The sequence below is a fragment of the Bradyrhizobium barranii subsp. barranii genome (assembly GCF_017565645.3).
In the GTDB taxonomy this organism is placed as follows: domain Bacteria; phylum Pseudomonadota; class Alphaproteobacteria; order Rhizobiales; family Xanthobacteraceae; genus Bradyrhizobium; species Bradyrhizobium barranii.
Window position 1 is genome coordinate 4,739,812 of sequence record NZ_CP086136.1, and the last position, 13,199, is coordinate 4,753,010.

The following is a 13,199-nucleotide window of genomic DNA, read 5'->3' on the forward strand; positions in this document are numbered from 1 at the left end:
AATCCTCGTGCTATCGAGGACCGAAATCGAGCTTAAGAGCTTGCTTCTCCTCGTTTTCTAGCCCCTCTAACTTTACTAACGTACTGACACTAACTTCTTGTTGTGAATCAGTGCGTTGTGAACAAGTAGGCCGCGCGCGCAACGAGGATGCCTCATGCATCTACTCTCTCACGCGGAAATCCTTCCTGCAATGCGATTCTTGTCGCCAATGCACGCGCACGGACGCGATCGCGCGCAAAACCACGCGATCACCAGCATCGTCGTCACCGCATTACACTCGTGGCTTTCCCTTGCGGCAGCTCGCTCGTCGAGGAGAACTCGCTAACGTCCGTGGTTGGCACGACGGCCACCACATGCCGGAATCTGGAGAATGGGCGGTCAGGCTAACCAGCGCCGTGCTTGTTGGCTTCAAAAGTGTGCATGAAGCCGCCGGCAAGAGAAGTTGCGATCTCACCCAAAACCCCGTCTCCTCGGGAGACGCCGCTCCGCCGTGGCGGAAGGAGAAGGCGCGCGTGGAAGCGGCCGGGTCGCGGAGGCCCTTACATCGCCGCAGCGACCCGGCCGCGCTTGCCGCCGGCGCCAAACCGGAAGGTCGTGCCATCGATCCAGATCTTGTGCAGCAGCACGGCGAGCGCGCGCGCCACGGCCGTCGCGGCGCGCTTCAGACCCTTCTTCCTGGCCAGCCGCAGGCCCCACAGCCGCAGCTTAAAATTCTTATGGATCCGTGTCAGGATCGCGATCGCCGCCTCGTACAGCATCGTCCGCGTCAGCTCATCGCCGCATTTGGAGATGCTGCCGATCCGGTCGGTTTGTCCGGACTGGTAACGTCGTGGCGTCAGCCCGAAATGGGCGCCGACATTGGTCGACTTCCTGAATCGCGCCGGATCGTCGACGGTGGCGCGGAATGTCAGCGCCACCGATGCGCCCACACCGGGCACGGTCATCATCCGTCTAACCGCGCTGTCGCTGCGCGCTGCCGTCAGGGCCAAGCGGTGCAGTTTTGCCAGCTGCAGCCGCATCGCGCTTCTAGCGTCCAGCAACGGCGTGACGATGGCCTCCAGCTCCGTCTTCCCGGCCATGATCTCGCGCACCCGCGCATCAAAACGGCCGACCGAGATCTCGCCGACCTTAAGGCCGAACGGCCGCAACAGGCCGCGGATCATGTTCTCCATGTCCAGCACCTTGCCGAGCAGCGCCTTGCGCCCGACCAGCAGCGCCCGCAACGTCTGTGCGCTCTCCGACTTGACATGGATCGCGCGGAACCAGCCGGTCCGCATCATCTGGGCGATGCCCTTGGCGTCATTCCGGTCGGTCTTGTTCAGCATGGCGTTCAGCGCCGCCTTGGCGTGCCGGGTCTCGATGCAAAACACGGGGAGGCCCTTGTCGGCGAGCGCCGTGTACAACCAGGCGCTATAGGAAAAGGCCTCCAGGCCGACGCGCCGGAGGTGAATGCCCCATTCCGCCAAAAACAGCTCGATTGCGTCCGGATCGGTCTCGAGTTTCCCTTCCCGGACGACCTTGCCGTCGCCGTCCACCACGCAAATGTTTGTCGCCTCCAGCGACACGTCGAGCCCTGCATAGAAGTCCATCGTTCGCCTCCACCGCCGACCGCCGGACCGCACCGCGCGCCCCGTTCGCGAATCGCTGCGAGGCATCATCGCCGCAACGCGGCCGGCGAGGGGGCAAAAGTCGGTACCCCGGCTAACCAGAAATCCTTCGGATTTCTTCTAACGGACCAGACCACAAGCCGCATTGGGGGCGAGTGGCAACGGCGGGCCGTCAGTCCTGCTTCCCATCAGAAGCCGTACCCGTACTTCACCGACCGCAAAGCTCACGACTCCCGGTCCCAGCTTCAGAGATCGGCAGCATGAGCGACCTCACCGAAGTGGAAGTGTTGTGGCTCGAGAAGCGGATTGAAAACCGTATTCGGTTCGGGCGCCTCGCTGAGGAGAAGAAGATCGATCGTCACCGACGCGTCTTGTCATTCGCGCCAGGCAGCATCTTTGCCTTCGTCCGATGGACCTCCAACGACTTTGGCACGATCATCTCGCGAATTGACATCTTGCGCGCGGTCGCACCGGGACAGCGCTGCTCGACCGTGCCGTATGTGAAGCCCGGCGGGGAGATTTTGCTGAGCCTCTCCGGTTGGCCAAAAGTCGAACGGGTGCTGCAGATGGTCGACGCCATCGAAGCGCTCGGCATTGATCCCGCCGACGTCGCTCCCGATCATTGGCATCACATTCATAATCGTCTGTCCGTCAACGAAAACCCGCGCCCCTACACGAGAGCCCGCCACCAGGCATGGCTTCACCGGCAGAGGGTCATGCGATGACACCGCGGCTCAAGACGTTGACCACGATGCTCTGCGGTGCCGTCGCACTTATCGCTCCAATCGTTCTGGAGATTGCGCCGGCCTACATCTGGAATGCATCCGAGAGCGTACCGATCGGGCTCTACCGTGTGCAGCCGGCGGACAAACTATTCGTTACGGAACTCCTTGCTGTACAGCCACCGGAGCCGCTCGCGACATTCCTCGACCTGAACGGCTATCTGCCGGCCGGGCTGCCGATGCTCAAACGCGTGCTGGCGCTTCCCGCGCAGACCGTTTGCCGAAGCGGGCTCACCATTTCGGTTGACGCCATCGAAATGGGCGAGGCCAGAGATCGCGATGGCCGTGGTCGACCGCTGCCGAGATGGCAGGGTTGCCGCGTCGTCGGCGAGGGCGATCTCTTTGTCATGAACTGGCAGTCCACCAACTCGCTGGATGGCCGCTATTTCGGGTTTTTGCCAGCATCGGCCGTCATTGGCCGTGCGCTGCCAGTGTGGACCTGGGAGGATTGATCGTGCGCGTACTGAGTTTCCGGCTGGCGATTCCTCTGTTTGGCCGCGTGCTGCACCATTCCTCCGTCCCGACCAACGATTGCGCAGCCGTCGCGCGCAGCGGCGGTCCAGGGCGGCCGAAAGGCCGGCGCGAAGCAGCTTTACCCTGGACGGGCGAGAGCACGGCGGCATGCTTGCGCTTGTTCGAGAGGAGCCTGCGCGCAGTCGTAGCGTTGTTCGTTGGGCTGATCGTGAGTAACGTTGCTGTTGTCGCCGAGACGCCGCCCACGGACCCTGCCGCAACGTATGCGACTAGCGATCCATTTGCAGATTTCATCGAAGACGCCTCGCGTCGCTTCGGCGTTCCGGTGCGCTGGATACGCGCAGTCATAAACGTCGAAAGCGCCGGAGATGCGCGCGCCAGGTCACCGAAAGGCGCCATGGGGCTGATGCAGATCATGCCAGGGACGTGGGCAGAGCTACGTCTGCGGTACGACCTCGGCAACGATCCCTACAATCCCCATGACAACATTCTTGCGGGTACCGCGTACCTGTGCGAACTGCGCGACCGCTACGGTGCGCCGGGCTTGCTTGCAGCCTACAACGCGGGGCCTGCTCGTTACGAAGAGCATCTTGCCGGCCGTCCATTGCCAGCAGAGACCCAAGCCTATTTGCAGAAGCTAGTGCCAATCATCGGCAGTGAAATTGCAGCGCCCAGCGCAGTCGCGAGTCTGCAGCCATCAGCAGCCACGCTCTTCGTTGTGCGGTCTCAAAGTTCAAAGACCGCTGCCCGGCTCCGGCCTGGGCGTCCACTGAACCAGGCTCCGACGGCTGCCTCCGTTCACGACATCTCGGCCATTGTGCCACAGGCAACAGGGTTGTTCGTCGCGAGATCTGATGCGGGGGCCCGCAATGACTGAATGCGCAAACTCGCATGCGTTGGCGTGCTCTGGAGAAGAATGGGCGGAATGGGGAGAGCAGTGGGGAAACACGACAGCAGGACGGCGAGATAAAAGCGGCTCGCCCGTCGAACCACAAGCCATTGGAATGGCTTGGGTTCGGCCGTGCCGGTCGGTCGTGGCGCGTGCCGCGCTTGATGCTTTCAGCAATGAATTCAACAATGTTTTCGGCACGGTCCGCGATTTCATGGCCGAGGAGCCGTTGCCGTGAGCGTAGGCGACAGCGATTTGCGCATCCGGCCTGGCCGCATCCGCGGTACGCGAGCGCCAAAGCCAAAGAGCTTCATCAACCAGGTGCTGCGCGCGGCGAAGAAGTCCGGTCACAGCCCTTCGCATGCGGCTACGGGTAAGCGTTCCTCGAGCTACGGGCGCTCGACCTTCGGGCGCGGCCGGATCAGTTTTAGCCGTAGCCGCCTGTTCAGTCCGGCGCGGCGCGTGGTGGTGAAGGCGCGTGTTGTTCGTCATCAGGGACGTTCCTTCCGTTCCGCGCCGCTGGCCGCCCAGCTCTCGTACCTCAAGCGCGACGGCGTCACCCGCAACAGCGAGAAGGCGGTGATGTTCGATGCCGGCAGTGACCGCACTGACGACGCAGCCTTCGCGGATCGCTGCAAGGACGACCGGCATCATTTCCGGTTCATCGTCTCGCCCGAGGACGCCGCTGAGATGACCGATCTCAGAGCCTTCACGCGCGATCTTGCCAGGCAAATGGAAGTCGATCTCGGCACTCGGCTCGATTGGGTCGCCGTCGATCACTGGAACACGGACAATCCGCATGTCCATCTGCTCGTGCGGGGTGTCGATCAGACCGGCGCCGACCTCGTGATCTCACGAGATTACATCAGCCGAGGCTTGCGCTCGCGCGCCGAGGAATTGGTCTCGATCGAGCTTGGCCCGAAGCCCGAGCACGAGATTCGCAATGCCCTGGAAAAGGAGATCGCGGCCGAACGCTGGACGCGGCTCGACGTCGAGATCCGCATGGCCGCCGATGAAACCGGCGCCATCGACCTACGCCCCGAGAATCCCGGCGCAGCCGACCCTGAAATCCGTCGTTTGATGATTGGACGGCTCCAACACTTGGAGAAGATGGGCCTCGCTGCGCCTGCCGGCTCCGGCGAATGGATGGTCGGGCTGGAGGCTGAGCGCAATCTCCGCGACCTCGGCATGCGCGGCGACGTCATCAAGACTATGCACCGCGTCTTCACCGACCGCGGGGAGGCACGCGGCGTCGCCGACTATATGATCGATGGTGAGAAGCCGGATTCGCCGATCATCGGCCGGTTGGTCGACAGGGGACTCCATGACGAACTGACCGGCGAGGCTTATGCCGTGATCGACGGCACAGACGGACGCGCCCACCACGTTCGCTTCCGCGGCATCGAGGCATTCGAGCACGCCCCGCCGATCGGAGGGATCGTCGAGGTCCGCCGCTTTGGGGGGCCGGACGATCGGCACCCGACGTTGGTGCTCGCCAACCGCAGCGATTTCGACCTCAACCAGCAGGTCACCGCTCCCGGCGCGACCTGGATCGACCATCGCCTCGTTGAGAGCGATCCGATGCCGCTCTCCATGGGTGGGTTTGGTCGCGAAACGCGCGACGCCATGCAGGCCCGTGCCGAACATCTCGCAAGCGAGGGGCTCGCCAGGCGGCAGGGTCAGCGCGTCATCATGCAGCGCGATCTCTTGAACACCTTGCGTCGACGCGAACTGGACGCGGTGGGTGCAAAACTATCAGCCAAGACGGGGTTGACGCACATAAAGGCCGCGACCGGCGAGCATGTGAGCGGCACCTATCGTCAACGCCTGACGCTCGCCTCCGGTCGCTTCGCCATGATCGACAACGGCCTCGGCTTCCAACTCGTGCCCTGGTCGCGCGAGATCGAGAAGAAACTCGGCCAGCACGTCGCCGGCGTCACCAAGGAGGGTGGCGGCATCGAGTGGGCCATTGGTCGCAAACGAGACCTGGGCTTGTAGCTTCGTCGTTTACACAACGCCTAATCACGAGAAGGACGTCGGCCATGTACGCGACCAAAATCCTCTGGGGCCAGATCACCGTCGTCTTCCTGATCGTGTTGCTCACGATCTGGGGTGCAACTGAATGGACGGCGTGGCGGCTCGGCTTCCAGCCTGAACTCGGCCAACCCTGGTTCGAACTCGCCGGGATGCCGGTCTACTATCCGCCGGTCTTCTTTTGGTGGTGGTACATCTACGACGCTTATGCGCCACAGGTCTTCGTCGAGGGCGCCTATATAGCCGCGTCCGGCAGCTTCATCTCGATCGCGGCGGCGATCGGCATGTCGGTCTGGCGGGCGCGGGAGGCGAAGAACGTCGAGACCTATGGTTCGGCGCGCTGGGCCCAACCGCGCGAGGTGAAGACAGCCGGGTTGCTTGGCGCAGATGGCGTCGTGCTCGGCAGGCTCGGCCATGACTATCTCCGTCACGACGGCCCGGAGCATGTGCTGTGCTTCGCGCCGACCCGTTCCGGCAAAGGTGTCGGCCTGGTCGTGCCGTCTCTATTGACCTGGCCAGGTTCCGCGATCGTCCACGACATCAAGGGCGAGAACTGGCAGCTCACCGCCGGCTACCGCTCGCAGCACGGCCGCGTATTGCTGTTCGATCCGACCAATGCCAAGTCGTCGGCGTATAACCCGCTGCTCGAGGTCCGCCGCGGCGAGTGGGAGGTGCGTGACGTCCAGAACGTCGCCGACGTGCTGGTCGACCCGGAGGGATCGCTCGACAAACGGAACCATTGGGAGAAGACCAGCCATTCACTGCTCGTCGGCGCGATCCTGCATGTCCTCTATGCCGAGGTGGACAAGACACTGGCCGGCGTCGCCGCGTTCCTCTCGGATCCGAAGCGGCCGATTGAGACGACGCTGAAAGCGATGATGACCACGCGGCACCTCGGCGAACGAGGTCCGCATCCCGTCGTTGCCTCGACCGCACGCGAACTGCTCAACAAGTCCGACAATGAACGGTCGGGCGTGCTTTCCACCGCCATGTCATTTCTCGGCCTTTATCGCGATCCTGTCGTGGCCGAGGTGACCTGCCGCTGTGATTGGCGGATTGCCGACCTGATTGCCGATCCGCGGCCAGCGACCCTCTACCTCGTGGTGCCACCGTCTGATATCTCGCGGACCAAGCCCCTGATCCGCCTGGTGCTGAACCAGATCGGCCGCAGGCTCACCGAGGATCTGCATGCGAAGGATCGCCGTCACCGTATCCTGATGATGCTCGACGAGTTCCCGGCGCTTGGCCGGCTCGACTTCTTCGAATCCGCGCTGGCCTTCATGGCAGGTTACGGCATCAAGAGTTTTCTGATCGCCCAGTCGCTGAACCAGATCGAGAAAGCCTATGGCGCCAACAACTCGATCCTCGACAACTGCCATGTCCGCGTCAGCTTTGCCACCAACGACGAGCGCACGGCAAAGCGTGTTTCCGATGCGCTTGGTACGGCGACCGAGATGCGCGCCATGAAAAACTATGCTGGCCACAGGCTGAATCCTTGGCTTGGTCACCTCATGGTCTCGCGGCAGGAGACGGCGAGGCCACTGCTCACGCCGGGCGAGGTGATGCAGCTCCCGCCCTCTGACGAGATCGTCATGGTAGCCGGTACGCCGCCGATCCGGGCGAAGAAAGCTCGCTATTACGAGGATCACCGTTTCACCGAGCGGGTGCTGACGCCACCCGATCCGGTGAAGTCCGGCCGGTCGTCACGGACGGATGGGTGGTCAGCTCTAACACAGCAGACACCGGACGCCGTGCTGCTTGGTGAGATCCAGAAGGCGGAACAGGATGCCGCCAATAGCGGCTTGCGCCGCGAACCCGAGCTTCCCGATCACGTCGCCATCGTCAAGGAGACGACCGACCCGGGGCCGGCGGAAGAGTTCGCCATTGTACTCGATGACGAGTCGGACGATGCCGCCAGTCAGGCCCGCATTCTGCGCCAGCAGATGCGTGGCATCGCCCGCCAGGTCTCGCTCGACCCGAATGACGGCATGGAGTTGTGAGACCATGCGGGACCGGATGAATGTGTATTTCCCGCCGGAGCTTCTGAAGCAGATCGCCGATCTTGCCGACCGCAAGAAGCTTTCTCGATCGGCGATCGTGGAAGCAGCCGTCACCTCGTTTCTGTCTCCGGATGGGGAGGATCGGCGCGAGGCGGCATTCGCGCGCCGTCTCGACCGGCTGTCGCGCCAGGTCCAACGTCTCGAACGCGATCTTGGCGTTACCGCCGAAACGCTGGCCCTGTTCGTCCGCTTCTGGCTGACGATCACGCCACCCTTGCCGAACGACGCGCAGGCTGCCGCCCAGATCAAGGGCCGCGAGCGGTTTGAAGGTTTTATCGAGACCCTTGGCCGCCGCTTACAGAAGGGCCAGAATTTCTTGCGCGAGATTCCGGACGACATCGTGAACGAAAAACCGGATGACCGGGGCTGATGGACTGCTCAGAAGCCAGAATCTTCGTAGCCAAGGCGTCGATAGCAGAGTCTTCTGTATCACTCATCTCGCCGAGTCTTTCTCTTTCTACGCCAATCTACGATCGCCTCGCGAGCGTTGTTGCGCGGGGCCAATTCCTGCCTTTTCTATTCATCCCCATCTGAGGGCGCTTTTTAAGCGGCCTCTTTGTTGGGGGCGGCGGTGGCAATTCATTCGGCTCAAGCAGAGGCGATCTCGCGCGGCGCGCGCATGCTCCGCAGCGCGCTTGGCCCCGCCATTGCGCGATACCTGGAGGACGCCTCGATCGTCGAGGTGATGCTCAACCCCGATGGCCGGTTGTGGATCGACCGGCTGTCAAGCGGCTTGACCGACACCGGAGAGAGCCTCTCTTCCGCTGATGGAGAGCGCATCGTTCGGCTGGTGGCGCACCACGTCGGTGCCGAAGTGCATGCTGGTGCGCCGCGCGTTTCCGCCGAACTGCCGGAGACCGGAGAACGTTTCGAAGGTCTGCTGCCGCCAGTCGTCGCGGCTCCGGCTTTTGCCATCCGCAAGCCAGCGGTCGCCGTGTTCACGCTCGACGACTACGTCGCCGCCGGCATCATGACGTCGGAGCAGTCTGCGGCCTTGCGCAGCGCCGTCGCCGACCGCAGGAACATTCTGGTCGCCGGCGGAACCTCCACCGGCAAGACCACCTTGACCAACGCCCTTCTTGCGGAAGTCGCCAAGACCTCTGACCGGGTCGTGCTGATCGAGGATACGCGCGAGCTGCAGTGCAAGGCGCCGAACCTCGTCGCCTTACGCACCAAGGACGGCGTGATTTCACTGTCAGATCTCGTGCGGTCGTCACTTCGTTTGCGACCGGACCGCATCCCCATCGGCGAGGTGCGCGGCGCCGAAGCGCTCGATCTCCTCAAGGCCTGGGGCACCGGCCATCCCGGTGGCATCGGCACCATTCATGCCGGGACGGCGCTCGGCGCACTACGCCGACTCGAGCAGCTCATCCAAGAAGCGGTCATCACCGTTCCGCGCGCCCTGATCGCTGAAACCATCAACATCGTTGCGGTGCTTGCCGGCCGCGGCGCGGATCGTCGTCTCACCGAACTTGCCCGCGTCACCGGGCTCGGACCAGCCGGCGACTACAGTCTTTCACCAGCAGGAGACGAAACATGAGACCTCGATCATCTCTTTCTCTACGTGCCATGTCGCTCACCGTATCAGGCATGGTTCTATTCGCTGCCGCTCCGGCTTGGGCTGCCGGTTCCAATATGCCGTGGGAGCAGCCGCTCAATCAGATCCTGCAATCGGTCGAGGGGCCAGTCGCAAAGATCATCGCGGTGATCATCATCATCGTCACCGGTCTCACGCTCGCCTTCGGCGACTCCTCCGGTGGTTTTCGCCGGTTGATCCAGATCGTGTTCGGCCTGTCGATCGCCTTCGCCGCATCGAGCTTCTTTTTATCGTTCTTTTCGTTCGGCGGTGGGATTTTGATCTGATGGACGAGCCCGTCGCTGGCTTTGTCGCGCCCGTGCATCGCGCGCTGACCGAACCGATCCTGATGGGTGGCGCCCCCCGCGCGGTCGCCATCGTCAACGGCACGCTCGCAGCCGCGCTTGGTCTCGGTCTGCGGCTCTGGATCGCAGGTCTTCTGCTGTGGGCGATCGGCCATGCGGCCGCGGTCTGGGCTGCCAAGCGTGATCCCGCCTTCGTCGATGTGGTGCGCCGTCATCTGCGCATCCCCGGTCATCTCAGCATCTGAGTTCGCGATCATGATCAATCTTGCCGAATACCGCCGCTCAAACACCCGCCTCGCGGATTTCTTGCCCTGGGCCGCATTGGTCGGGGAGGGCGTCGTCCTCAACAAAGACGGTTCATTCCAGCGTACTGCAAGGTTCCGCGGACCGGATCTCGACAGCGCTGTGCCGGCCGAACTCGTCGCCGTCGCTGGGCGCCTCAACAGCGCCTTGCGCCGTCTTGGCTCAGGCTGGGCCGTTTTTGTTGAGGCTCAGCGCCATGCTGCATTCCGATATCCGGCAAGCACGTTTCTGGATGTGGCGTCCGCCCTGGTCGACGCCGAGCGAAAGGCCCAGTTCGAGGAGGCGGGAGCTCATTATGAATCGAGCTATTTCCTCACCTTCCTCTATCTGCCGCCGGCCGAGGACGCCGCGCGAGCGGAACGGTTTCTCTATGAGGGCCGCGATCGGACCGAGAACGCCGACGCCCTCGAAGTGTTGCGCGGATTCGTCGACCGCACCGATCGGGTGCTCCAGCTGGTCGAGGGTTTTATGCCCGAATGCGCCTGGCTGGATGACCCGGAGACGCTGACGTATCTACATTCATGTGTGTCGACGAAACGCCACCGCGTTCGGGTGCCCGAGATCCCGATGTATCTCGATGCGCTGCTGGCGGATCAGCCGCTGACCGGCGGCCTCGAGCCGATAGTGGGTACATCTCATCTGCGCGTTCTGACTGTCGTCGGATTTCCGACCGCGACGACGCCGGGAATACTCGATGAACTCAATCGTTTGGCATTTCCGTATCGCTGGTCGACGCGTGCGATCATGCTCGACAAGACGGATGCGACCAAGTTGCTGACGAAGATCCGCCGGCAATGGTTCGCCAAGAGGAAGTCGATCGGCGCCATCCTCAAAGAGGTGATGACGAACGAGGCATCGACGCTGCTCGACACCGATGCCCACAACAAAGCGATGGACGCCGATGCCGCGCTCCAGGAACTGGGGTCGGACCAGATCGGTGAAGCCTATGTCACGGCGACTGTCACCGTATGGGATGACGACCCGCGCGTGGCCGATGAGAAGCTGCGTCTGGTCGAAAAGACGATCCAGGGTCGCGACTTTACCTCGATGACTGAGACTGTGAACGCTGTCGAAGCCTGGCTCGGCAGTTTACCGGGACATGCCTATGCCAATGTCCGGCAACCGCCGGTCTCGACCCTCAACCTGGCCCATATGATTCCGCTATCAGCTGTCTGGGCCGGCGAGGTGAGGGACCATCACTTCGCGGCACCGCCTTTGCTGTTCGGAAAGGCCGAGGGTTCGACGCCGTTCCGGTTTTCTCTCCATGTCGGTGACGTCGGTCATACGCTGGTGGTTGGCCCGACCGGCGCCGGGAAGTCGGTGCTGCTGGCGCTGATGGCGTTGCAGTTCCGGCGCTATCCGAGATCGCAGATCTTTGCCTTCGATTTCAGCGGATCGATCCGCGCGGCTGCTATCGCCATGGGTGGCGACTGGCACGACCTCGGGGGCGCGCTGTCGGACGATGCGTCAGAGGCAGTCGCGCTGCAGCCGCTGGCCTGGATTGACGATCCCTCGGAGCGCGGTTGGGCGACGGAATGGATCGCCGCGATCCTGACGCGGGAAAAGATCGAGATCACGCCCGAGGCAAAGGACCATCTGTGGTCCGCGTTGACGTCGCTGGCCTCGGCGCCGATCCAGGAGCGCACCCTGACAGGCTTGTCGGTGTTGCTCCAGTCGAGCGCACTGAAGCGGGCCCTGCAACCTTATTGCCTCGGCGGGCCCTACGGCCGGTTGTTGGATGCCGAACTCGAGCGCCTCGGCGAAGCATCGGTTCAGGCGTTTGAAACCGAAGGACTGATCGGCACCGGCGCCGCACCCGCGGTGCTTGCTTATCTCTTCCATCGCATTGGAGATCGCCTTGACGGCCGCCCAACCCTGCTCATCGTCGACGAAGGTTGGCTTGCGCTCGATGACGAGGACTTTGCCGGGCAGTTACGCGAATGGCTGAAGACGTTGCGGAAGAAGAACGCCTCCGTCATCTTCGCGACGCAGTCGCTCTCCGACATCGATGGCTCAGCGATTGCGCCCGCCATTATCGAGAGCTGTCCGACACGCATATTGCTGCCGAACGAACGCGCTATCGAGCCGCAGATCACGGCTATCTATCGGCGCTTTGGTCTCAACGACCGGCAAATCGAGCTTTTGAGCCGGGCAACACCGAAGCGCGACTATTACTGCCAGTCCCGCCGCGGCAATCGGATGTTCGAGTTGGGTCTGGGCGAAGTCGCGCTCGCCTTTACGGCCGCTTCTTCCAAGACCGATCAGGCGGCGATCGAGCGGCTGCTCGCAGAACACGGCCGCGACGGCTTCGTGCCCGCGTGGCTGCGACATCGCGACGCTTCGTGGGCCACTGACCTGATCCCCAATCTGAGCAATCTGGAGCCATTGTTATGAGGCGTCTTTGCGTTCTTGTGGCGGCGAGCGCCGTCGCGTTGTCGCTTGCTGCCGTATCGCCGTTATCCGCGCAGTGGATCGTCTTCGATCCGAACAATTATGCCCAGAATGTCCTGACGGCGGCGCGTGAGCTGCAGCAGATCAACAACCAGATCACGTCGCTGCAAAACCAGGCGCAGATGCTGATCAATCAGGCGAAGAACCTGGCGAGCCTGCCATACTCGTCGCTACAGCAGCTTCAATCGTCGATCCAGCGCACGCAGCAGTTACTCGCCCAGGCGCAACGCATTGCTTACGACGTACAGCAGATCGACCGCGCGTTCTCGACCAATTATGCGCCCGCGACGAGCAGCCAATCCAATCAAGCACTCATCACCAACGCGCAATCGCGTTGGCAGAACTCGGTCGCTGCGCTGCAGGACTCCTTGCGTGTGCAGGCTGGCGTTGTCGGCAACCTCGACACCAACCGCACACAGACGTCGGCGCTGGTATCTTCGAGCCAGGGTGCAAGCGGCGCCTTGCAGGCCACACAGGCCGGCAACCAGATCCTTGCGCTTCAGGCTCAGCAACTCGCCGATCTCACGGCGACCGTTGCAGCGCAGGGTAGGGCGCAAAACCTTGAATCGGCTCAACGCGCGGCGGCGCAGGATCAAGGCCGCGAGCAGCTGCGGCGGTTCCTGACCCCGGGCCAGGGCTATCAATCCTCAAATGTGCAGATGTTTCATTGATGAGTGCGTTCAGCAGGTTCAAACGACTGTCAATTGCCGCGGCAGCC

The 13,199-nt window shown here is 62.8% G+C and carries 13 protein-coding genes; 12 read left to right on the plus strand and 1 reads right to left on the minus strand.

The window, feature by feature from the left end; all coding sequences use genetic code 11:
* Nucleotides 1–539 precede the first annotated feature (539 nt).
* Entirely contained in the window at nucleotides 540–1,589 is a 1,050-nt protein-coding gene (locus J4G43_RS22405; RefSeq protein WP_208086329.1) for an IS110 family RNA-guided transposase, read from the minus strand.
* 278 nt (nucleotides 1,590–1,867) lie between these two features.
* Here J4G43_RS22405 and J4G43_RS22410 point away from each other — a divergent pair, with 278 nt between their 5' ends.
* The 12 genes from J4G43_RS22410 to trbJ all read left to right on the plus strand — a co-directional run bounded on the left by J4G43_RS22410 (nucleotide 1,868) and on the right by trbJ (nucleotide 13,152).
* Nucleotides 1,868–2,332: a DUF2840 domain-containing protein gene (locus tag J4G43_RS22410; protein ID WP_208086330.1), complete on the plus strand. Its 465-nt coding sequence runs from the start codon at nucleotides 1,868–1,870 to the stop codon at nucleotides 2,330–2,332.
* Nucleotides 2,329–2,841, plus strand: a complete 513-nt coding sequence (locus J4G43_RS22415; protein ID WP_208086331.1) for a S26 family signal peptidase — start codon at nucleotides 2,329–2,331, stop codon at nucleotides 2,839–2,841. Before J4G43_RS22410 ends, J4G43_RS22415 begins: the two co-directional genes overlap by 4 nt.
* A 179-nt stretch (nucleotides 2,842–3,020) precedes the next feature.
* A complete protein-coding gene (locus J4G43_RS22420) occupies nucleotides 3,021–3,740 on the plus strand; it encodes a lytic transglycosylase domain-containing protein (RefSeq protein WP_208089386.1) in 720 nt (239 codons plus the stop codon).
* Entirely contained in the window at nucleotides 3,733–3,990 is a 258-nt protein-coding gene (locus J4G43_RS22425) for a hypothetical protein (RefSeq protein WP_208086332.1), read from the plus strand. The genes J4G43_RS22420 and J4G43_RS22425 overlap by 8 nt, the downstream gene beginning before the upstream one ends.
* Nucleotides 3,987–5,750 carry a relaxase/mobilization nuclease domain-containing protein gene (locus J4G43_RS22430; RefSeq protein ID WP_208086333.1) on the plus strand — a complete coding sequence of 588 codons (1,764 nt, stop codon included), beginning with the start codon at nucleotides 3,987–3,989 and terminating at the stop codon, nucleotides 5,748–5,750. The genes J4G43_RS22425 and J4G43_RS22430 overlap by 4 nt, the downstream gene beginning before the upstream one ends.
* 44 nt (nucleotides 5,751–5,794) lie before the next feature.
* Nucleotides 5,795–7,786 carry a conjugal transfer protein TraG gene (locus J4G43_RS22435; RefSeq protein ID WP_208086334.1) on the plus strand — a complete coding sequence of 664 codons (1,992 nt, stop codon included), beginning with the start codon at nucleotides 5,795–5,797 and terminating at the stop codon, nucleotides 7,784–7,786.
* A gap of 4 nt (nucleotides 7,787–7,790) precedes the next feature.
* Nucleotides 7,791–8,216: a CopG family transcriptional regulator gene (locus tag J4G43_RS22440; RefSeq protein WP_208089387.1), complete on the plus strand. Its 426-nt coding sequence runs from the start codon at nucleotides 7,791–7,793 to the stop codon at nucleotides 8,214–8,216.
* A gap of 249 nt (nucleotides 8,217–8,465) precedes the next feature.
* Nucleotides 8,466–9,386: a P-type conjugative transfer ATPase TrbB gene (gene trbB / locus J4G43_RS22445; protein ID WP_210387348.1), complete on the plus strand. Its 921-nt coding sequence runs from the start codon at nucleotides 8,466–8,468 to the stop codon at nucleotides 9,384–9,386.
* On the plus strand, nucleotides 9,383–9,709 hold the full coding sequence (locus J4G43_RS22450) for a TrbC/VirB2 family type IV secretion system protein (protein WP_208086335.1): 327 nt from the start codon (nucleotides 9,383–9,385) through the stop codon (nucleotides 9,707–9,709). The genes trbB and J4G43_RS22450 overlap by 4 nt, the downstream gene beginning before the upstream one ends.
* Nucleotides 9,709–9,972 carry a VirB3 family type IV secretion system protein gene (locus J4G43_RS22455; RefSeq protein ID WP_044587821.1) on the plus strand — a complete coding sequence of 88 codons (264 nt, stop codon included), beginning with the start codon at nucleotides 9,709–9,711 and terminating at the stop codon, nucleotides 9,970–9,972. The genes J4G43_RS22450 and J4G43_RS22455 overlap by 1 nt, the downstream gene beginning before the upstream one ends.
* A gap of 10 nt (nucleotides 9,973–9,982) precedes the next feature.
* On the plus strand, nucleotides 9,983–12,424 hold the full coding sequence (gene trbE / locus J4G43_RS22460) for a conjugal transfer protein TrbE (RefSeq protein ID WP_208086336.1): 2,442 nt from the start codon (nucleotides 9,983–9,985) through the stop codon (nucleotides 12,422–12,424).
* Nucleotides 12,421–13,152 carry a P-type conjugative transfer protein TrbJ gene (gene trbJ, locus J4G43_RS22465; RefSeq protein ID WP_208086337.1) on the plus strand — a complete coding sequence of 244 codons (732 nt, stop codon included), beginning with the start codon at nucleotides 12,421–12,423 and terminating at the stop codon, nucleotides 13,150–13,152. Before trbE ends, trbJ begins: the two co-directional genes overlap by 4 nt.
* Nucleotides 13,153–13,199: the final 47 nt, after the last annotated feature.

What these genes read in the sequence shown, in the direction of transcription:
- J4G43_RS22415 (WP_208086331.1), top strand. Translation starts at nt 2,329, where the DNA reads ATGACACCGCGGCTCAAGACGTTGACCACGATGCTCTGCGGTGCCGTC.
- J4G43_RS22450 (WP_208086335.1), top strand. Translation starts at nt 9,383, where the DNA reads ATGAGACCTCGATCATCTCTTTCTCTACGTGCCATGTCGCTCACCGTA.
- J4G43_RS22455 (WP_044587821.1), top strand. Translation starts at nt 9,709, where the DNA reads ATGGACGAGCCCGTCGCTGGCTTTGTCGCGCCCGTGCATCGCGCGCTG.
- trbB (WP_210387348.1), top strand. Translation starts at nt 8,466, where the DNA reads ATGCTCCGCAGCGCGCTTGGCCCCGCCATTGCGCGATACCTGGAGGAC.
- J4G43_RS22440 (WP_208089387.1), top strand. Translation starts at nt 7,791, where the DNA reads ATGCGGGACCGGATGAATGTGTATTTCCCGCCGGAGCTTCTGAAGCAG.
- trbE (WP_208086336.1), top strand. Translation starts at nt 9,983, where the DNA reads ATGATCAATCTTGCCGAATACCGCCGCTCAAACACCCGCCTCGCGGAT.
- J4G43_RS22405 (WP_208086329.1), bottom strand. Translation starts at nt 1,589, where the DNA reads ATGGACTTCTATGCAGGGCTCGACGTGTCGCTGGAGGCGACAAACATT.
- J4G43_RS22425 (WP_208086332.1), top strand. Translation starts at nt 3,733, where the DNA reads ATGACTGAATGCGCAAACTCGCATGCGTTGGCGTGCTCTGGAGAAGAA.
- J4G43_RS22435 (WP_208086334.1), top strand. Translation starts at nt 5,795, where the DNA reads ATGTACGCGACCAAAATCCTCTGGGGCCAGATCACCGTCGTCTTCCTG.
- J4G43_RS22410 (WP_208086330.1), top strand. Translation starts at nt 1,868, where the DNA reads ATGAGCGACCTCACCGAAGTGGAAGTGTTGTGGCTCGAGAAGCGGATT.
- trbJ (WP_208086337.1), top strand. Translation starts at nt 12,421, where the DNA reads ATGAGGCGTCTTTGCGTTCTTGTGGCGGCGAGCGCCGTCGCGTTGTCG.